This is a genomic window from Pseudaestuariivita sp., from assembly GCF_052825805.1.
Genome location: NZ_JBRBVB010000010.1, coordinates 422045 through 440222, shown reverse-complemented (window position 1 = coordinate 440222; position 18178 = coordinate 422045). Strand labels below are relative to the sequence as shown.

General features: G+C 64.8%; 18 protein-coding genes and 1 riboswitch. Of the genes, 3 read left to right on the top strand and 15 right to left on the bottom strand.

From position 1 onward, the window contains the following. Positions 1–11 precede the first annotated feature (11 nt). Positions 12–842: an inositol monophosphatase family protein gene (locus ACU0B3_RS13780; RefSeq protein ID WP_446261432.1), complete on the top strand. Its 831-nt coding sequence runs from the start codon at positions 12–14 to the stop codon at positions 840–842. After that, positions 842–1558: an SGNH/GDSL hydrolase family protein gene (locus ACU0B3_RS13775; RefSeq protein ID WP_446261431.1), complete on the top strand. Its 717-nt coding sequence runs from the start codon at positions 842–844 to the stop codon at positions 1556–1558. The genes ACU0B3_RS13780 and ACU0B3_RS13775 overlap by 1 nt, the downstream gene beginning before the upstream one ends. A gap of 111 nt (positions 1559–1669) precedes the next feature. On the opposite strand, the gene gcvP is transcribed toward ACU0B3_RS13775, so the two are convergent. The 9 genes from gcvP to ACU0B3_RS13730 form a co-directional block, all read right to left on the bottom strand. Then, a complete protein-coding gene (gene gcvP, locus ACU0B3_RS13770) occupies positions 1670–4510 on the bottom strand; it encodes an aminomethyl-transferring glycine dehydrogenase (RefSeq protein ID WP_446261430.1) in 2841 nt (946 codons plus the stop codon). A gap of 117 nt (positions 4511–4627) precedes the next feature. Further along, entirely contained in the window at positions 4628–4987 is a 360-nt protein-coding gene (gcvH, locus tag ACU0B3_RS13765) for a glycine cleavage system protein GcvH (protein ID WP_446261429.1), read from the bottom strand. Between the two features lie 16 nt (positions 4988–5003). After that, the gene (gcvT, locus tag ACU0B3_RS13760; protein ID WP_446261428.1) at positions 5004–6119 is read right to left on the bottom strand and encodes a glycine cleavage system aminomethyltransferase GcvT; all 1116 of its coding nucleotides are present in this window, start codon (positions 6117–6119) and stop codon (positions 5004–5006) included. A 149-nt stretch (positions 6120–6268) separates the two neighbouring features. Further along, positions 6269–6354: riboswitch (glycine riboswitch) on the bottom strand. Between the two features lie 78 nt (positions 6355–6432). Then, complete coding sequence (locus tag ACU0B3_RS13755; protein WP_446261427.1) at positions 6433–7107, bottom strand: hypothetical protein; 675 nt, start codon at positions 7105–7107, stop codon at positions 6433–6435. A gap of 385 nt (positions 7108–7492) precedes the next feature. After that, positions 7493–8623 (bottom strand): M56 family metallopeptidase, encoded by a 1131-nt coding sequence (locus ACU0B3_RS13750; protein ID WP_446261426.1) that lies wholly within the window; start codon positions 8621–8623, stop codon positions 7493–7495. Further along, positions 8610–9005, bottom strand: a complete 396-nt coding sequence (locus ACU0B3_RS13745) for a BlaI/MecI/CopY family transcriptional regulator (RefSeq protein WP_446261425.1) — start codon at positions 9003–9005, stop codon at positions 8610–8612. Before ACU0B3_RS13745 ends, ACU0B3_RS13750 begins: the two co-directional genes overlap by 14 nt. 59 nt (positions 9006–9064) lie before the next feature. Next, positions 9065–10441, bottom strand: coding sequence for an MATE family efflux transporter (locus ACU0B3_RS13740; RefSeq protein WP_446261424.1), 1377 nt, complete (start codon positions 10439–10441; stop codon positions 9065–9067). After that, positions 10434–10943, bottom strand: coding sequence for a PaaI family thioesterase (locus ACU0B3_RS13735; RefSeq protein ID WP_446261423.1), 510 nt, complete (start codon positions 10941–10943; stop codon positions 10434–10436). Before ACU0B3_RS13735 ends, ACU0B3_RS13740 begins: the two co-directional genes overlap by 8 nt. Beyond that, positions 10940–11368, bottom strand: coding sequence for a PaaI family thioesterase (locus ACU0B3_RS13730; protein WP_446261422.1), 429 nt, complete (start codon positions 11366–11368; stop codon positions 10940–10942). Before ACU0B3_RS13730 ends, ACU0B3_RS13735 begins: the two co-directional genes overlap by 4 nt. A 100-nt stretch (positions 11369–11468) precedes the next feature. Here ACU0B3_RS13730 and ACU0B3_RS13725 point away from each other — a divergent pair, with 100 nt between their 5' ends. After that, on the top strand, positions 11469–11837 hold the full coding sequence (locus tag ACU0B3_RS13725; RefSeq protein ID WP_446261421.1) for a MerR family transcriptional regulator: 369 nt from the start codon (positions 11469–11471) through the stop codon (positions 11835–11837). Between the two features lie 200 nt (positions 11838–12037). Here the strand turns inward: ACU0B3_RS13725 and ACU0B3_RS13720 are convergent, their stop codons facing one another. The 6 genes from ACU0B3_RS13720 to ACU0B3_RS13695 all read right to left on the bottom strand — a co-directional run bounded on the left by ACU0B3_RS13720 (position 12038) and on the right by ACU0B3_RS13695 (position 18115). Continuing rightward, positions 12038–12304 carry a DUF2160 domain-containing protein gene (locus ACU0B3_RS13720; protein ID WP_446261462.1) on the bottom strand — a complete coding sequence of 89 codons (267 nt, stop codon included), beginning with the start codon at positions 12302–12304 and terminating at the stop codon, positions 12038–12040. A 140-nt stretch (positions 12305–12444) separates the two neighbouring features. Continuing rightward, positions 12445–13242, bottom strand: a complete 798-nt coding sequence (locus ACU0B3_RS13715; RefSeq protein WP_446261420.1) for a carbohydrate ABC transporter permease — start codon at positions 13240–13242, stop codon at positions 12445–12447. Then, entirely contained in the window at positions 13239–14102 is an 864-nt protein-coding gene (locus ACU0B3_RS13710) for a carbohydrate ABC transporter permease (RefSeq protein ID WP_446261419.1), read from the bottom strand. Before ACU0B3_RS13710 ends, ACU0B3_RS13715 begins: the two co-directional genes overlap by 4 nt. A gap of 61 nt (positions 14103–14163) precedes the next feature. Further along, positions 14164–15234: an ABC transporter ATP-binding protein gene (locus ACU0B3_RS13705; protein ID WP_446261418.1), complete on the bottom strand. Its 1071-nt coding sequence runs from the start codon at positions 15232–15234 to the stop codon at positions 14164–14166. Next, on the bottom strand, positions 15235–16293 hold the full coding sequence (locus tag ACU0B3_RS13700) for an ABC transporter ATP-binding protein (RefSeq protein ID WP_446261417.1): 1059 nt from the start codon (positions 16291–16293) through the stop codon (positions 15235–15237). Between the two features lie 85 nt (positions 16294–16378). Further along, positions 16379–18115 (bottom strand): ABC transporter substrate-binding protein, encoded by a 1737-nt coding sequence (locus ACU0B3_RS13695; RefSeq protein WP_446261416.1) that lies wholly within the window; start codon positions 18113–18115, stop codon positions 16379–16381. Positions 18116–18178: the final 63 nt, after the last annotated feature.

Below are 18178 nucleotides of genomic sequence, written 5' to 3'. Positions count from 1 at the left end.
ACAAGCCCCCCATGACCTTTACCGACACAGACCTCGATGACCTCCTCGCCATCCTGCGACAGGCGTCACGGGACGAGATCCTGCCCCGCTTCCGCCAGCTCGCCCCGTCCGACATCTCCGCCAAATCGGCCCATGACGACCTCGTGACCGAGGCCGACATCCGCGCGGAGAAGGCCATCACCGCCGCGCTCCGGGACCGGCATCCTGATGCGCTGGTGATCGGGGAGGAGGCGATCGCTGCCCGCCCATCTCTGCGCAACCAGCTTACCGACGCCAAACTCGCCTTCGTCGTCGACCCGGTTGACGGCACCTGGAACTTTGCCCGCGGCCTCGCGACCTTCGGCGTGATCCTGTCGGCCAACCGCCTGGCGGAGCCTGTGCTCGGCGCACTCTACGATCCGCTTTTTGACGACGCGATCTGCGCGCTCGAGGACGGCCCTGCGGTCTACATCCGCAAGGACCGAACCCGCGACACGCTCAGGCTCGATCCGGCGCCCTCACCCGGCCTGACCGGCTTCCTGCCGCTGAACCTCTTGCCCGAAGACAAACGCCCCGCGATGGCCGCCGTCTACCCAAGCGTGAACCGCGTCCTCAACCTGCGCTGCTCGTGCCACGAGTTTCGCCAGATGGCGCTCGGCCACGTCGACTTCATGCTCTCCGCGCGGCTCACGCCTTGGGACCACGCGGCAGGCGCGCTCATCGTGGCGCGCGCGGGAGGCGTCGTGCGCATGCTGGAAGGCGCCGCCTATCGCTCGGACGTGTGCGACGGGTACCTCCTCTGCGCTCGCTCCGAAGAAGTCTGGCACGACATCGCCGGCCGCCTGTCGTTCCTTCTGGATTGATGGCGCGCGCCACGCCGCTTATCGACTGGCCCCTGCGCGCCGCGCTCGCACCTCTGCTCATCGCGCAAGGGCTCCACGTCCGCCGCACCGCACGCACGCTACAAGAACCGCCCGGCCCCCGCGCCGGCACGCAGCCAGAAGCCGCGCACCACCTCCTGATCGTCGGCGACAGCTCCGCCGCTGGCGTCGGCTGCGAACACCAATCAGAAGCCCTCTCCGGCCAGCTCACCTCAGCCCTCGCGCCGCACATGCCGCTCAGCTGGGAGCTCCGCGCCCGCTGCGGCGACCGCACGAAGGACGCACTCGCCAAACTCGACGCACCGTTCGAAAGAACGCCCACCATCGCCGTCACCGCCCTCGGCGTGAACGACGTGACCAAAGGCACAAGCGTCAGCCAATGGACCGCGCGCCAAACGTTACTCCTCAACCGCCTTACAGCCCTCGGAGCCCAACACATCTACGCCTGCGCGCTGCCACCCCTCGGCCACTTCCCGCTGCTTCCGAACCCACTCCGCTGGCTGCTCGGCCGCCAAGCCGAAGCCTTCGACGCCCGTCTCCAAACGCTCTGCCGCGCGCACCCAAACGCACGCCATGTCCCCTTCGACTTCCCCATGGACATCGAGCACATGGCCCCCGACGGCTACCACCCAGGCCCGGCGATCTACGCCACCTGGGCCAATCACCTCGCGACTTTGATCCTCAAGGATCTCGGCTAAGGTCCTTCTCTGGTTCGAAAATACCTCCGCCGGAGGCTCCCACGTCTCAGCACACACCACGGCCACAAGTCTCGCGCCCCAAGCGAGGCGGCCCGAAAGGGCCGACGAGCGCTACTCCGCTGCCTCCGCAAACTCTTCCATCGGCGGACAGGTGCACACCAGATTCCGATCCCCATAGGCGTTGTCCACCCGGTTCACCGGCGGCCAGTACTTGTCCACGCGGAAAGCCCCCGGTGGGAAACACCCCTGCTCCCGAGAATACGGCCGGTCCCAATCGCGCACCAAATCCTCCATCGTGTGCGGCGCATTTTTGAGCGCGTTGTTCTCCGCGTCCCCTCCCTCCTCGATGGCCCGGATCTCCGCCCGGATCGACAGCATCGCATCACAAAACCGGTCGAGCTCCGCCTTCGTCTCACTCTCCGTCGGTTCCACCATCAGCGTCCCCGCAACGGGCCAGGACATCGTCGGCGCGTGAAAGCCCGAGTCGATCAGACGCTTCGCGATATCCTCCACCGTGACCCCGGCGCTCTCCGCAAAGGGGCGCACGTCTAGGATGCACTCATGCGCCACCCGGCCCTTGGCCCCGCGATAAAGGACGTCAAACGCCCCCTTCAGCCGATCCGCGATGTAATTGGCGTTCAGGATCGCCACGCGCGTCGCCTGCGTCAGCCCGGCCCCGCCCATCATCAGGCAATAAGCCCAGGAGATCGGCAGCAGCGAGGGCGAGCCAAAGGCCGCCGCCGACACCGCCCCCTCACCCTTCAAGGGATCACCCGGCAGATGCTCGGCCAGATGCGCCTTCACCCCGATCGGTCCCATCCCGGGACCGCCCCCGCCATGCGGGATGCAAAACGTCTTGTGCAGGTTCAGGTGGCTCACATCGCCGCCCAGATCTCCGGGACGCGACAGACCCACCATGGCGTTCATATTCGCCCCGTCGATATAGACCTGCCCGCCATGCTTGTGTGTGATCGCGCAGACCTCCTTCACCGTCTCCTCGAACACGCCATGTGTGGAGGGATAGGTGATCATCGTCCCCGCCAGATTGGCGCTGTGCTGCTCCGCCTTGGCCTGGAAATCCTCCAGATCGATGGAGCCCTGGGCATCACACTTCACCGCCACGACCTTCCAGCCCACCATCTGCGCGGAGGCAGGGTTCGTGCCATGCGCGTTCACCGGGATCAGGCACACGTTGCGATGCCCCTCGCCCCGAGCCGCGTGATAGCCCGCGATGGTCAAGAGCCCCGCATACTCCCCCTGCGCGCCCGAGTTCGGCTGCATCGAGAGGGCATCATACCCGGTGATCTCACACAGCTTGGCGCTCAGATCCCCGATCATCTCCGCATAGCCCAGCGCCTGATCCTCCGGGCAATAGGGGTGCAGCAAAGAGAACTCCCGCCAGCTCACCGGCATCATCTCGGCGGCGGAATTGAGCTTCATCGTACACGAGCCCAGCGGGATCATCGCCCGGTCGAGCGCCAGATCGCGGTCCGCCAGACGCCGCATGTACCGCATCATCTCCGTCTCGGCGCGGTTCATGTGAAAAACCGGATGCGTCAGGTACGGCGTCTGCCTGATCAGCTTATCCGGCATGTGGTAATGCGGGGTGTAGTCCTTGTCTGCGCGGTCGATCCCAAAGGCGCGCCACACCGCCTCGATCGTCTCCGGCCGCGTCCGCTCGTCCAGCGTGATCCCGACCTTCGTCTTACCCACCGCGCGCAGGTTCACCCCCTCGCGCACCGCCGCGGCCAGCACGCCCTTCTGCAAAAGCCCCACGTCCACCGTGATCGTGTCGAAATAGGTCGCAGGCCGCACGTCAAAACCCGCGTCCTTCAGCCCTTCGACCAGCCTTGCCGTTTTGCGGTGGATGCGCTGCGCGATGGCCTTGAGCCCCTCTGGCCCGTGGAACACCGCATAAAACCCCGCCATGACGGCCAGCAAGGCCTGCGCCGTGCACACGTTCGACGTCGCCTTCTCCCGTCGGATATGCTGCTCGCGCGTCTGCAGCGCCAGCCGGTAGGCCTTGTTGCCGTGACTGTCGATGGAAATCCCCACAATCCGCCCCGGCATCGCACGCTTATAAGCATCGCGGCAGGCCATATAGGCGGCATGCGGGCCACCATAGCCAATCGGCACGCCAAAGCGCTGGGTCGAGCCCACTGCGATATCAGCCCCCATCGCGCCCGGCTCCTTGAGCAGCGTCAGGCTCAGAGGGTCCGCCGCGATGATGCCAATCGCCTTCTCCCCATGCAGCCCCGCGATCTGATCGGTGAAGTCCCGCACGTGGCCATAAGTCCCTGGATACTGGAAGATCGCGCCGAAGACCGCTGCAGCGTCGAGGTCTTCCGGCGCGCCCACGATCACCTCGATCCCCAAAGGCGCCGCCCGCGTCTGCATCACCGCGATGTTCTGCGGATGGCAGTTCTCGTCGACAAAGAACCCCTTGGCCTTCGACTTCGCCACGCGCATCGCCATGGTCATCGCCTCGGCGCAGGCCGTCGCTTCATCGAGGAGGGACGCATTGGCCACCTCCAGCCCCGTCAGGTCGGACACCATCGTCTGAAAGTTCAAGAGCGCTTCCAGCCGCCCCTGCGAAATCTCCGGCTGATAGGGCGTATACGCCGTGTACCAGGCCGGGTTCTCGAGAATGTTGCGCTGGATCACCGGCGGCGTGACCGTACCGTGATAGCCCTGCCCGATGAGCGAGGTCAGAACCTTGTTCTTCGAGGCCACCGCCCGCATCCGGTGCATCAGCTCCCGCTCGCTCAGCGCCTTGCCAAAGTCGAGCGGCTGCTCCTGCCGAATGCCATCCGGCACCGTCTCGTCGATCAAGGCATCCAGCGACGGCGCCCCGACCACCGCCAGCATCTCCGCCATCTCCTGCGGCGACGGGCCGATGTGGCGCCGATTGGCAAAATCATACGGCAGATAGTCGGTGGGTTCGAACGGCATGTCACTCTCCTTGAAAATCGCGCCTCTCAAAAAGGCGCAAAGGCGGGGCTCAAAGGCGCACCCGCTCCTGCTTCATCTTCCGAAATAAACTCAAACCCGGACGGCAGCGGCCGGGCGCTAGCCCACGAACTTCTTGTAGGCCGCCTCGTCCATGTACTCGTCCATCTGGCTCGGGTCCGACGCTTTCATCTTGAAGAACCAGGCATCCCCAAGCGGGTCGTCGTTGACCTTGCCCGGCTCGTCCGTCAACACCGAGTTCACCTCCACGATCTCGCCATCGAGGGGCGCGAGGATGTCGGAGGCGGCCTTGACGCTCTCGATCACCACCACGTCGTCGTCCTTGGCGACCTCGGTGCCTTCCTCGGGCAGCTCGACAAAGACCACATCGCCCAGTTGCTCGGAGGCATGTTCGGTGATGCCCACCACGATCAGGCCGTCCTCTTCACGCAGCCACTCGTGTTCTTCTGTGAATTTCATCGCTTTCTCCTGTTGGTTATCTCTTGAAGCCCGCGAGCACGAACGGCAGGTCCGTGACCACCACCGGCAACCGTTTGCCGCGTACCTCGCCCCAGAGCCGCGTGCCCTTGCGCGCGGCGCCATCCGCGACGAGGCCCATTGCGACCGGCTCTCCGACCGTGGGGCCGAAGGTGCCCGATGTCACGCTGCCAACCTCGGTCCTGCCGTCTTCGGCATCGAAAAGGAGGACACCCGTCCGCATGGGCGCGCGCCCTTCGGGCTTGAGGCCGACGCGGTGCCGCGCAGCCCCGCTGTCGAGCTCGGCCAGGATGCGATCCGCCCCGGGAAACCCGCCACTGCGCGCGCCGCCGGACCTGCGCACCTTTTGGATGGCCCAGGACAAGCCGGCTTCGACCGGCGTGATATCGGCATCGATGTCCTGACCGTAGAGGCAAAGTCCCGCCTCCAGCCGCAGGCTGTCCCGCGCGCCGAGGCCGACCGGCACCACGCCCTCCTCTGCGAGCAAAGCATCCGCCAAAGCCTCCGCCGCCGCCTCCGGCACCGAGATCTCGTAGCCGTCCTCACCGGTATATCCCGACCGCGACACCCAGCACTCGGCACCGTCCAAAGCATAGGTGCCAACGTCCAGAAACCGCTTCGCGGCGACGTCCGGGTTCAGTGCCGCCAGCGCGGCCTCCGCCCCAGGTCCCTGCAGCGCGATCAGCGCGCGGGTCTCGATCAGCTTCACGTGGATGCCCTGCGGCTCCAAAGCAGCGCGCATCCGCACCACGTCCTCGGTCACGCAGGCCGCATTCACAACGACGTAGAGGTGATCGCCGCGGTTCGTGACCATCAGGTCATCCTCGATCCCGCCCGCCTCGTTGGTGAAAAACCCGTAGCGCTGCCGCCCTTCGCCAAGCCCCACGATATCTTGCGGCACCAATGTCTCGAACGCCTCGGCCACGCCTGTGCCGCGCAGGATCACCTGCCCCATATGGCTCACATCAAAGAGGCCCGCGCCCGTGCGCGTCGACTGATGCTCGGCCATGACGCCCTCGTACTGGACCGGCATCTCCCACCCGGCAAAAGGCACCATGCGGGCGCCCAGCCGGACGTGCAGGTCGTAAAGGGGCGTGCGTTTCAACTCGGTCATGCCGTCTCCGTGCCTGAGGTGCGGGGGATGACCCGGCACCGCGCCGCCCTGCACGATGCCGCGCAGACCAGCCGATGCCCCCTCTGTCCTTTGGCCTGAGATCGCTATCCCTTCGGCGGCTCCCGCGTGCGAGCACTCTCCAGAGTGTTGGTGCCAAATCGGTCCTTGCGCCTGAGAGTTTCCGGGGCGGTTGCTCCTTCGGCAGGGCCTCGCGCCCTTCTCCCGATCTGACGCCTCTTGATTGCGTACAAACGCATACGGCGTCAAGCGTTCCGATCGGAAACTTTTACGGCCGCGCGGGCGGGCGCTGAAATCACCGGCAGATGCCTACGACTTCGGCGTCTTTCCAGGGGATGATCGTCTCGGTCTGCGGCAGTGCCTGGATCGGGAAGGCTTCGGAGATCATCGCCCGCAGCCGCTCCGTGCGCGGGGCCTCGGGATCGAGGGAGGCGCAGCAGACGTATTCCTCCACGATGGCGCCCTGCTGCTCGTAACCGTAGTCGAGAAAGGCGCGTGTCGTCTCGGGATCAAAGAGGTAAGGGTCCGCCAGCGTCTGATGCTCGCGCACGGCCTTGAGCGGATGATAGCCCGTCCGGTCGCGGTTCTGCCACTGCCAGACATGGGTCAACTCGTGCGCCAGGAGCATCGCCTCGAAGAGGTGGAGGCGGTCCGGGTAGGTCGGCACGTAATCGTCGAGGTAGAAATCGCGGGTAAAGAGCACCCGGTTGAAGAGCACCGCCGCCGCCGGCGCGCCGGTCAGGATGTCCTCGGTCGGCTCGGGAAAGATGCGCTCCTGGCAGGTCACACGCGGGCGCTTGGGGATGCGGAACGTGTATGCCTTGAGCGGGGCGTTGTTCACCAGCCGCACCTTGGACGTATCGAGCTGATCGCCGTGGACGGCCTGCGCAAAAGCGCGCTCGGTCTCGGTCAGAGGACGACCGCAGGCCGCCGCCAACAGCAAAAGAAGCACGAGCAAGGGATACCGCATGGGCGCAGGCTATGCTGCCGCAGCGAGCTTGGAAAGCGCAGAACGCTGTGTTGGAATAGGACCGATTGAGCTCGCTTTACCGGTTTCTTGGATTTGGTGCCTAAAGTAGGCAGCCTTTGACCTGATACTCGCAGAACGGCCGTTCACGCGCCGCCCGTTTTGCCGAAGGCAAACCTACGGTTTGACGGGGGCGGGTCATGCTGGAAGCATGCTTATGACGCGGCCTGACAGTGCCTGTCAGGTGGGCGCGTTGACTTAGGCGGCGCGTATCAGATTGAGAGCAGCCTGCTACAGTCGCTCGATTTCATGTTTTAAAGACAGCAGCTCGCATGAAGATGCTTCATGGTTGGGACGACGCGCGCCACGACTTACACCACCTCTTACCCTAGAACCCGGCGGGACGTGCCGCGCGGCTCTCCATCCGTTCGAGGTTCACGATGGTCGACAGCATCAACCGGTCCTGGCTCCAGTCGGCGGGCTTCTTGAGCGAGCCGACCGCCATCGCGAGGCAGAGCGCCCCCGCGACCAGAGGCACCGACAGCCACCACCCGCTGGCCCGCGCGGCGGGCTGGCGTGTCATCGCGTTGATCCGGTGGCGCAGCACGTCGATGTTGCGCCGCCCGGTCAGAGCGCGCTCGATCCCGAGGAACGGCACGCGCCCCACCATCGCCGGCACATGGCCGCGCGCATCGACGCTCGCCTTGCACACCGCCAAAAGGCAGTTCGCATAGGCCCGCGTCGAGATCCGGCCCCGGCGCAGCAGCGCCTGGTCGACCGATAGCTCGCGCAGCCGCTCGAGCCCCCGCTTCCACGCGCCAAAGGCCGGGTTCCAGAAGAAGAGCGGACGCAAAAGCTCGAGGCCAAGCTCCCACTCGACATCCGCGCGCCGCATGTGCTGCAACTCATGCGCAAGCGCGATCTGCATGGCGCGGGCGTCCTCGACCATGCGGGCGGGCAGGACCACGTGCCGCCGCCAAAGCCCGCGCGTCGAGAACGGCACCGCCGTGTCGTGACTGATGCGGATGTCGAGCCGGCCCGCACGGCGCAGCACGAAACTGCCGAGCACCAGCTGCCGCAGGGCCATGACCCGCACCGCAGTGCGCAGCGCGCCTAGCGTTACGCCGATCACCACCAGCCAGGCCACCCACTGCGCCACCGAGCTTTGCCCCTCGGCGATTTGCAGCACCGCCGTCTCCCGCGCACCGAGAAGCGCCGCAAAGGTGACCGCGTCCATCCCGATCCGCCCGTCGAGAAACTGCGCCAGCACAAGGTCCGAGGCGTTGAGCGACAGCGCCGGAAACGCCCAAGACCAACCCGCCAGCAGCGCCAGCGCCAGCACCGGGCTCGCCAGCGTGACGAGCATCAAACCTTGGGTAAAGTTGACCTGCGTGCGGTAATTGTACCTCAGCCTTGAGCGCTGAAAGGCAAAACGGCCCACGCTCCACAGCACAAACGCAAGGGCGAGCACGATGTTGGCATCGATGTAGAGATCGACCAGATACTTAGTCGTCTGCATCTCCCAGTCTCCTGTCCAAAAGCGCTCGAATCTCCTCCAAACTCTCCTGGCTCAAGCCGGCGTCGTCCACGAGACGCGCCACGAGTGAGGCAGGAGTGTTGTCGAACAATTTTGCGGAGAGGTTCTGCAAGGACCGGGTCTGGTACGTGTCTTTGGACAGTGACGGCGCATAGACGAGCTGCTTGCCCACCTTGCGGCTGGTCACGAATCCCTTGTCATCCAAAATGCGCATGATCGTGGCGGCCGACGTGTAGGCCAGGTTCCGATCCGGCGCGAGGCGCGCCAGGATGTCGCGCACGCCCCCCTCCCCTAACGACCAGAGAACGCTCATGAATTCGAGCTCGACTTCGGTCAGCATGTCATGTGTCTTTTTGCGTCGCATGAGGTCCGAAGCCGCGCGTGGCGCTCTTTCTTTGGTTGGTCTACGAAAACCTTAGAAGATCACGAGGACCTTGGCGAGGAATTTGTCACCGGCCGTCTTGTCACCGAGCGCTCGAGCGCGGGGTACCGCAACCCCAGCGTGATGCCGCGCGCGGCGAACGACACCAGCAGAGCCCACCAAAGGCCAAGCGCGCCGTAGGACGGCATCAACAGCAGGACGGCGACGACATAGGCCAGGAACGACAGCACCATCATGTTGCGCATGTCCCGCGCGCGGGTGGCGCCGATAAAGATCCCGTCCAGCATCCAGGCCGCCCAGCCGACAAGCGGCGCGGCGACCATGAACGGCAGGTAGAGCGCGGCGACCTCCTGCACCTCCACGTCCTTGGCCATGACCGCGACCAGCCAGTTGCCCGCCAGAGCAAAAAAGAGCGCAAGCGCCACGCACGTGGCCGCCCCCCAGACACCGGCCACGATGGCCGAGCGCCGCAGGCGCGCGACATCGCGCCGGCCATAGGCGCGCGCCACCAAAGCCTCGGCGGCAAAGGCGAACCCGTCCATGGCGTAGGCGGTGATGTGCAGGAATTGCATCAGCACTTCGTTCGCCGCCAGCGTCACATCCCCGAACCGGGCCGACAGGAACACGAACGACGTAAAGGTGGCCGTCAGCAGCACCGACCGGATCATGATGTCGCGGTTCACCACCGCCATCTCGATTACCTTGGCGCGGTCAAAGACGCGCGGCCAGTCGCGCCAGTCTGGCCGTTTGAACGCATCCCGGCAGAACCAGAGCGCAAGGCCCACCCCGCAAAGCTCGGCAATGACCGTGGCGATCGCGACCCCGGGCACGCCCCAGCCGAGGCCGAGCACGAACCACAGATCGAGGAGAATGTTCACCCCGTTCATCACCAGTTGCACCCAGAAGACGCCGCCCGTCCGCTCCATCGCCACAAGCCAGCCCGTCAGGGCAAAGACGGCGATGGCCGCCGGCGCGGTCCAGATGCGGATGGCGAGGTAGGTCTGGGCGAGGCTTTCGACCTCGTCCGAGGCAGGGGAGATCCAGAACGCCCCGGCAAAGAGCAGCGTTTGCAGCGCGATCAAAAGCGCTCCCGCCCCGCCCGCGATCAGGAGCGCACGGGTGAGGAGCGCAGAGACTTCGGCCGTATCGCCCGCGCCCTCGGCCTGCCCCACCAGACCCGCCGTGCCCATGCGCAGAAAGCCAAAGAACCAGTAGATCGTCGTGAGAATGATCGCCCCGATGGCGACCGCTCCGATGGGCGCGGCTTCCCCCATCTGGCCGACGACTCCGACGTCCACCGCCCCGAGGATCGGGACGGTGGCATTCGACAGGACGATTGGACCCGCGATGCGAAAGACGCGGCCATAGGTGATCGGTTGAGGCGTGCCCGGGAGGTCGGGCGAAATGCTTTCAGCCATCACGGGATGGCATCAGGAAGTGCGCGGTCGCCTGCGCAAAGGGACGCGCGCGGTTATCCTGCCACGCCTCCACCCGCACGCTCGCGTAGCGCCTACCCGACCGGTTCACAAAGGCCCTTGCATAGGCATCGCGCGGCAGGCCCGAGCGCAGATAGTCCACGGTGAAGTCAATCGTCTTGGGCAAGCGCGGCAAGGCGCCGTCCTCGATCCTTGCGATGTCGAGCGCCCCTGACTCCAGGTCAGCCCAGAGGTTGGCCCAGCTGAGCGTGATGATCGAGGTGATCTCCAGAAACGCCGCCGTCGCCCCGCCATGCAGGGCCGGCAACAGAGGGTTGCCGATCAGATCGTCGCTGTAAGGCATGATCCCAGTCAGCTCATCGCCCCGCCGCTCGAACCGGATGCCGAGAAACTGGATATACGGCACCGACCCTACCAGCGCGCCCAGCGCCGCGTCGCGCCGCTGCTTGACCACCTGCACAGGCTCGGGTGTCGGGCGGCTCATCGCTCGGACTTGCTCACGGTAAAGGCGCCCGTGGCCGTCGCCACTGGCCGCGTCCTGTCGTGATCCATCGCTGTCGCCCGCACAAAGGCGACCGTGCGCGTGACGTGATAGCACTCCGCGACGGCCGTAATCGTCTCGCCGGGCGTGGCGGGACGCATATAGTCGATCCTGAGATCGAGCGTTGCGGTCGACGGCCCGGCCCTTGGATGGCTCACGACCGCCGTCCCAGCGCAGGTGTCCATCAGCGCCGAGACCGCCCCGCCGTGCACGACGCCGGTTTCCGGGTCGCCGATCAGGCGCGCGTCATAGGGCATCTCGATCTCCGCCCGGCCCGCCTCCACGGACACCAGCCGCATACCGAGCGCCCGCGCGTGCGGCAGCGCGTCGACAAAGTTCTGCAAGGGACCGGTGACCGTCTCGGACATGCCTTTGGTAGACCGCAAACCCCCCGCCGCCGCAAGGCAGTTGATCGCGCGCCCACGCAAGCCTAGGCTAATGCGACCGCCATGTTTGGGGAGACATGTGATGGACGACACGCGCCTCAGCTTCAAGGAGATGTGCGCCAGGTTCGATGTGACGCCGCGCACGCTACGCTACTACGAATACATCGAACTGCTCGCACCCGAGCGCGACGGCCGCGCCCGCTGGTACCACCCGCGCGACGTCGCCCGCATGACGTTGATCCTGCGGGGGAGGAAATGGGGCTTCCCGCTCGAGGAAATCCGCCAATGGCTGATGATCTACGAGGAAGACGGCACCGACGCGCAGAACCGGGCTTGGGTGGAGCTTGCGGATCGGCAGCTTGGCGAGCTCGCGCAGCAGCGCGCGGAGCTGGATGAGGCGATTGCCGAGTTGCAGGAGACGCGGGACAAGGTGGCCGCGAAGTTGGGGTAGCAACGCACGCAGCTGGCCGTTGGCAACCATTGCCAAGAAAAACAGAAGTTCACGCGCCGGCCCGAGGGGTGGCGCAATCGCGCCGCCCGTTTTGCCGAAGGCAAACCTTCGGTTTGACGGGGGCGGGTCGGCGCGGCCTGACGGTGCCCGTCAGGCGGGTCCTTTATTTTAATCGCTGAGTTCTCTTACTTCCGAGGTACTCACACCTTCCAAAACGTGAACACGCTCCACGCGATCGCTATACCCAGCGCGCCCCAAACCGGCATCCCGACAAGCGCCAGCCACACAAGGAAAATCCACGCAGCCCCCAGCAGCGAGATAAAGAGCCTATCGCCCCGCGTCGTCGTCAGACCCAGAACCCCGCGCCGTTCCGCGCCACCCGGGCGCCAAATCTCCAGCCCCACGAGAAGGCCCATCGCGCCAAAGATAAAGCAGAAGACCGCAAAGGTCGCAGGCGTCCAGGCCATCCAGAAGTCCGGCCACAAAGGGTCCGTCCAGGAAAAGCCCTTCGGCTCCGGTTGACTGGCCACGTTGCCCCAGCCTTGCGCCAAGGCAGGCACTGGCAGCAGCGCCGCAAGATACACAAACCGTTTCATCAGGGGCCTCCTCACACCCGCCCAAGGGCAAAGCCCTTGGCGATGTAGTTGCGCACGAAATAGATCACGATGGCACCGGGAATGATCGTCAATGTCCCCGCCGCCGCCAGAAGGCCCAACTCGTAGCCCGCCGACGACGCCGTCCGGGTCATCGTCGCGGCAATCGGCTTGGCCTCCACCGCCGTCAACGTCTTCGCCAAGAGCAGCTCCACCCAGGAGAACATGAAGCAAAAGAACGCCGCCACCCCCACGCCGGAGGCGATGTTCGGCAGGAAGATTTTGGCAAAGAACCGGGGAAAAGAATAGCCGTCCACATAAGCCGTCTCATCGAGCTCCTTCGGCACGCCGCGCATGAACCCCTCGAGGATCCACACCGCCAGCGGGATGTTGAAAAGGCAATGCGCCAGCGCCACCGCAAGGTGCGTGTCAAAAAGGCCGACCGCCGAGTAGAGCTGGAAGAACGGCAACGCGAACACCGCCGCCGGCGCCATCCGGTTGGTCAAAAGCCAAAAGAAGAGGTGCTTGTCCCCCAGGAACCGGTACCGCGAAAAGGCATAGGCCGCAGGCAGCGCCACCGCGATCGAAATCACCGTGTTCAGCGTCACGTAGATGATCGAGTTGATATACCCCCAGTACCACGTCGGATCGGTAAAGATCGTCACGTAGTTCTCGAACGTCACCTGCTCTGGGAACAGCGAGAAGCCCGCGAGGATGTCGTTCGTCGTCTTGATCGACATCACGACCAGCCAATAGATCGGCAACATCAAAAAGAGGATGTAGAGGATGGGGATCAGGCTCTTGGCTCTCATTGCGCGTCATCCTTCGTCATCAGCGTGTAGAAGACCCAGCTCACCAGAAGCGTGATCGCGAAGTAGATCAGGCTCATCGCCGCCGCGGGGCCAAGGTCGAACTGCCCGAGCGCGATCTTGACCAGATCGATCGACAGGAGCGTGGTCGAGTTGCCCGGCCCCCCACCCGTCAGCACGAAGGGCTCGGTGTAGATGTTGAAACTGTCCATGAACCGCAGAAGGATCGCGATGGTCAGAACCGACTTCATCTTGGGCAGCTGGATGTAGCGGAAGACCGACCAGCGCGACGCCCCGTCGATGCGCGCCGCCTGATAATAGGCGTCCGGGATCGACACGAGCCCAGCATAGGCAAGCAGCACCACAAGCGACGTCCAGTGCCAGACGTCCATCACGATGATCGTGATCCACGCCGCCAGAGGGTCCTGGGTCATGTCATAGTTGATGCCCAGCACGTCGTTCATAAAATACCCCAGCATCCCGATCTTGGGCAGGGCAAAGATGTTCCACATCGCGCCGACCACGTTCCAGGGGATCAGCATCGGCAACGCCATCAGCACGAGGCACACGGGCACCCAGATGCCTTTCTTCGGCATCGACAGCGCGATCAGGATCCCGAGCGGGATCTCGATGGCCAGGATGATGCCGGTGAACATGAACTGGCGCCCGAGGGCGGAATAGAACCGCTCGGAGTTCAAAAGCTGCTGGAACCAGTCGAGCCCCTGCCAGAAAAAGAGGTTGTCGCCAAAGGTCTCCTGCACCGAGTAGTTGACGACCGTCATGATCGGCACCAGCGCATTGAACGCCACCAGCAAGAGCACCGGCAGGACAAAGAACCACGCCTTTTGGTTTTCGGTCTTCATGTCTTGGCTCGCTCTGTGAGTTTGCGGGGGCGCATAATTTTGCTGCGAAAATTATGCCGCCTCATGCTGCACCTTGCGTGATGTTCCAGCCGTCTCGGTAGGCGCGCGTGCGGTCGGGGCGGAAGCTCAGATGCACGTCCGTGCCGGGGGCGGGCGGGGTGTCCTCGACCTTGGCCTTGACCGTCAGATCGCCCATCCGCGCCTCGACAATCGCATGCCTGCCGACGTCCGAGACGCGGGATACGGTGGCGGGCAGACCGGAGCTTCCCAACGTCACGAACTCGGGCCTTACGCCAATCTCAACCGGGCCATCACCAGACACGCGGCCATCCACGGCCAAAGGCGTATCGCCCAGCATCACCTGCCCCGCATCGACGCGGCCTGGCAGGATGTTCATCCCCGGCGATCCGATGAAGTGGCCGACAAAGGTATGCGCAGGCCGCTCGAAGAGCTCGACGGGCGTGCCGATCTGCACCACCTCCCCGTCCTGCATCACCACCACCTTGTCGGCAAAGGTCAGCGCCTCGGTCTGGTCGTGGGTAACGTAGATCATCGTCGCGCGCACACGCTGGTGCAGCTCCTTGAGCTTGGAGCGCAGCTTCCACTTCAGATGCGGGTCGATCACCGTCAGAGGCTCGTCGAACATCACGACATTCACGTCGTCACGGACAAGGCCCCGCCCCATGGAGATCTTTTGCTTGTTGTCGGGCGAAAGGTGCGCAGCACGGATGTCGAGCATCTCCTCGACCTCGAGCATCGCCGCGATCTCGGCCACACGCGCCCCGATCCGCGCCGCGTCCACACCCCGGTTCTTGAGCGGGAAGGCGAGGTTCTCGCGCACAGTCATCGTGTCGTAGATCACTGGGAACTGGAACACCTGCGCGATGTTGCGCTTGTCGGGCGGCAGCTGCGTGACGTCCTGCCCGTCAAAGAGGATGCGCCCCTCGGAGGGCGTCAAAAGCCCCGAGACGATGTTGAGGAGCGTCGACTTCCCGCAGCCCGACGGCCCGAGCAAGGCGTAGGCGCCGCCGTCCTCCCAGGTCACATCGACCTCCTTGAGCGCGTAGTCCTGCGGACCCGAAGGGTTCGGCATGTAGGAATGCCGGAGCTTGTCGAGCTTGATCTCAGCCATCTACGCCACCATCCGCCCGTCCGGCGCGAAATAGAAACACTGCGCGGGATCCATGAAAAAGCGGTGCGCCTCGCCCACCTGGTAGGGATGCACGCCCGGCGCGAGGGAGACCCAGTCGGACGCGCCCATGCGGAAATGCGCGCTCGTTTCCGAGCCCGAAAGCTCGGTCACGATCACCTCGCCTTCGAGCGGGACTTGCGCCAGACCTTCGGCCTGCGGGACGACGTGGTGCGGACGGATCGCGACGTGGTAGGTGCCGTCTCTCAGATCCGCTGCCGCGCCTTCCAGCGTCCAGCTGACGCCGCTCATCTGCGCCTGGCTCCCCCGTTTGGCGACCTCGGCCACGTTGATGGGTGGATCGGAAAAGACCTGCGCCGCGCTCAGCGTCGCGGGCTTGCGGTAGATGTCGGCGGTCGGGCCGAACTGCACCACATGGCCGTCCTGCATCAGCGCGGTCTCCCCGCCCAGGAGCAACGCCTCTTCGGGCTCGGAGGTCGCATAGACCACCACGGCCCCACGCCCTTTGAAGAGCTCGGGCAATTGCTCGCGCAACTCTTCCCGCAGCTTGTAGTCGAGGTTCGCCAGAGGCTCGTCGAGCAGCACCGCCCGGCTCTCCTTGGCAATCGCCCGCGCCAGCGCGGTGCGCTGCTGCTGCCCGCCCGAGAGCTCCGACGGGCGCCGTTTGAGCATCGGGCGCAACTGCAGGATGTCCGCGGCTTCCTCGACCCGGCCTGCGATCTCGCTTGTCGCCATGCCGGCGACGCGCAGGGGGGAGGCGATGTTCTCGAACACCGACATATGCGGGTAGTTGACAAAGAACTGGTGCACGAGGCTGACATTTCGTTTTTGCGTGTTCAGCCTGGTGACGTCCTGGCCGTCCATCACGATCCGGCCCGAGGCCATCGGATCGAGACCGGCGATCAGCTTGATCAGCGAGGTCTTTCCCGCGCCGGTCTGACCGAGCAGGACGTTGAAATGTCCCGGCTGCAAGGTCAGCGTGGTGGGCTTGATATGGGTGATCTGCCCGACCCGTTTTGTTATCTCGTGAAGCTCAATCATGGTGCCTGCCATCAAGTAGGATGGGTGATATCACCCATCCTACGTCTGTGCCGGAGGCGGGCGGACCCGCCTCCGAGGGAGGTGCTTATTGCGACTGCCAGCGCGCCACGAGGTCGTCATAGTTGACGGTCTCGCCCTGCGGCTTTTCGTTCGCCAGCTTGGGCTTGGCGCCGCCATTGGCGAACCACCACTCGGCGTCGCGCTCCTCGTTCAGGCGCGGGCCACAGCCGCCGTAGACGTTCTGCGCCTCATCCGCGCGCTGCATGCGGGCCATGGTGATATCCATCTCCTCGGCCAGGCGGTCCATCGCCTCTTGCGGGGTGAAGGCACCGGAGTTCACGTCCCCGATCTGCTGCCACCAGATTTGCGCCAGCTTGGGATAGTCCGGCACGTTGATGCCCGTGGGCGACCACGCCACCCGGTCGGGCGAGCGGTAGAATTCCACCAGACCGCCCAGTTTGGGCGCGCGTTCGGTGAAGCTTTCGTGGTTGACCGAGCTGTCGCGGATAAAGGTGAGACCAACGTGCGACTTCTTCACGTCCACCGTCTTGGAGGTCACGAACTGCGCGTAGAGCCATGCGGCCTGCGCGCGATCCGACGGGGTGGATTTGAGGAAGGTCCAAGAGCCCACGTCCTGGTAGCCGACCTTTTGGCCTTTTTCCCAGTAGGGGCCGTGCGGCGAAGGCGCCATCCGCCAGAGCGGGTTGCCGTCGGCATCCACCGTGTTGTTGCCTTCGGACTGCGGCTTGACCATGTCGGCGGTAAAGGCGGTGTACCAGAAGATCTGCTGGGCCACGTTGCCTTGCGCCAGCGCCGGAAGCGACTGGTAGAAGTCATAGGACGCCGCACCCGGAGGCGCGTAGTTGCGCAGCCACTCGTCCCACTTGCGGATCGCGTAGACCGCTGCCGGGCCGTTGGCCGCCCCGCCACGCGTCACCGACGCCCCTGCCGGGTTGCACGAGCCGGCCTCCATGCGGATGCCCCACTCGTCGATCGGCACGCCGTTCGGCTCACCTTTGGAGCCTGCGCCCGCCATCGAGAGCCACGCGTCGGTCATGCGCCAGCCAAGGTCAGGGGCGCGTTTGCCGTAGTCCATGTGGCCGTAGATCGTGGTGCCGTCGATCTCCTTGACGTCGTTCGAGAAGAACTCGGCGATGTCCTCGTAGGCCGACCAGTTGACTGGCACGCCGAGGTCGTAGCCGTACTTTTCCTTGAACGCCGCTTGCAGGTCCTCGCGGTCGAACCAGTCCTTTCGGAACCAGTAGAGGTTCGCAAACTGCTGGTCGGGCAGCTGGTAGAGGTTGCCGTCCGGGCCGGTCGTGAACTGGATGCCCATGAAGTCTTCGAGGTCCAGCGTCGGCGAGGTCGTGGCCGACCAGTCACCGGCCATTTGCTCGGTCAGGTTGTACGCGAGCTGCAGGCGCGAGTGCGTGCCGATCAGGTCCGAGTCGTTGACGTAGCCGTCATAGAGGTTGCGCCCGGTCTGCATCTGCGTCTGCACGGCCTGCACCACCTCACCCTCGCCGAGGATCTGGTGGTTGACCTTGATGCCGGTGATTTCCTCGAACGCCTTAGTCAGAACATCCGACTCGTAGCCATGTGTCGGAATGCCTTCGGACAGGACGTTGATCTCCATGCCCGAGAACGGCGCAGCGGCGTCGATGAACCACTGCATCTCGGACATCTGTTCGTCTTTGCTCAGGGTCGACGGCTGGAATTCGCTGTCGATCCACTTTTGCGCAGCCGCCTCGTCGGCGAATACGCTGGTGCTCCCTGCCGCGACGGCCGATGCCGTCAGCGCAAGGACAAGATACTTACGCATCTGTCTCCTCCCAAATGGTTTATGGGACCGGCCTAGGCCAGTCCCCTCCACTCAAGCGGTTTG

Coding starts and splice junctions, on each gene's coding strand:
- ACU0B3_RS13695 (WP_446261416.1), bottom strand. CDS start 18,115: ATGCGTAAGTATCTTGTCCTTGCGCTGACGGCATCGGCCGTCGCGGCA.
- ACU0B3_RS13745 (WP_446261425.1), bottom strand. CDS start 9,005: ATGCGACGCAAAAAGACACATGACATGCTGACCGAAGTCGAGCTCGAA.
- ACU0B3_RS13720 (WP_446261462.1), bottom strand. CDS start 12,304: ATGGCCTGGACGCCTGCGACCTTTGCGGTCTTCTGCTTTATCTTTGGC.
- ACU0B3_RS13775 (WP_446261431.1), top strand. CDS start 842: ATGGCGCGCGCCACGCCGCTTATCGACTGGCCCCTGCGCGCCGCGCTC.
- ACU0B3_RS13710 (WP_446261419.1), bottom strand. CDS start 14,102: ATGAAGACCGAAAACCAAAAGGCGTGGTTCTTTGTCCTGCCGGTGCTC.
- ACU0B3_RS13730 (WP_446261422.1), bottom strand. CDS start 11,368: ATGTCCGAGACGGTCACCGGTCCCTTGCAGAACTTTGTCGACGCGCTG.
- ACU0B3_RS13700 (WP_446261417.1), bottom strand. CDS start 16,293: ATGATTGAGCTTCACGAGATAACAAAACGGGTCGGGCAGATCACCCAT.
- gcvT (WP_446261428.1), bottom strand. CDS start 6,119: ATGACCGAGTTGAAACGCACGCCCCTTTACGACCTGCACGTCCGGCTG.
- gcvH (WP_446261429.1), bottom strand. CDS start 4,987: ATGAAATTCACAGAAGAACACGAGTGGCTGCGTGAAGAGGACGGCCTG.
- gcvP (WP_446261430.1), bottom strand. CDS start 4,510: ATGCCGTTCGAACCCACCGACTATCTGCCGTATGATTTTGCCAATCGG.
- ACU0B3_RS13740 (WP_446261424.1), bottom strand. CDS start 10,441: ATGGCTGAAAGCATTTCGCCCGACCTCCCGGGCACGCCTCAACCGATC.
- ACU0B3_RS13705 (WP_446261418.1), bottom strand. CDS start 15,234: ATGGCTGAGATCAAGCTCGACAAGCTCCGGCATTCCTACATGCCGAAC.
- ACU0B3_RS13755 (WP_446261427.1), bottom strand. CDS start 7,107: ATGCGGTATCCCTTGCTCGTGCTTCTTTTGCTGTTGGCGGCGGCCTGC.
- ACU0B3_RS13750 (WP_446261426.1), bottom strand. CDS start 8,623: ATGCAGACGACTAAGTATCTGGTCGATCTCTACATCGATGCCAACATC.
- ACU0B3_RS13725 (WP_446261421.1), top strand. CDS start 11,469: ATGGACGACACGCGCCTCAGCTTCAAGGAGATGTGCGCCAGGTTCGAT.
- ACU0B3_RS13735 (WP_446261423.1), bottom strand. CDS start 10,943: ATGAGCCGCCCGACACCCGAGCCTGTGCAGGTGGTCAAGCAGCGGCGC.
- ACU0B3_RS13780 (WP_446261432.1), top strand. CDS start 12: ATGACCTTTACCGACACAGACCTCGATGACCTCCTCGCCATCCTGCGA.
- ACU0B3_RS13715 (WP_446261420.1), bottom strand. CDS start 13,242: ATGAGAGCCAAGAGCCTGATCCCCATCCTCTACATCCTCTTTTTGATG.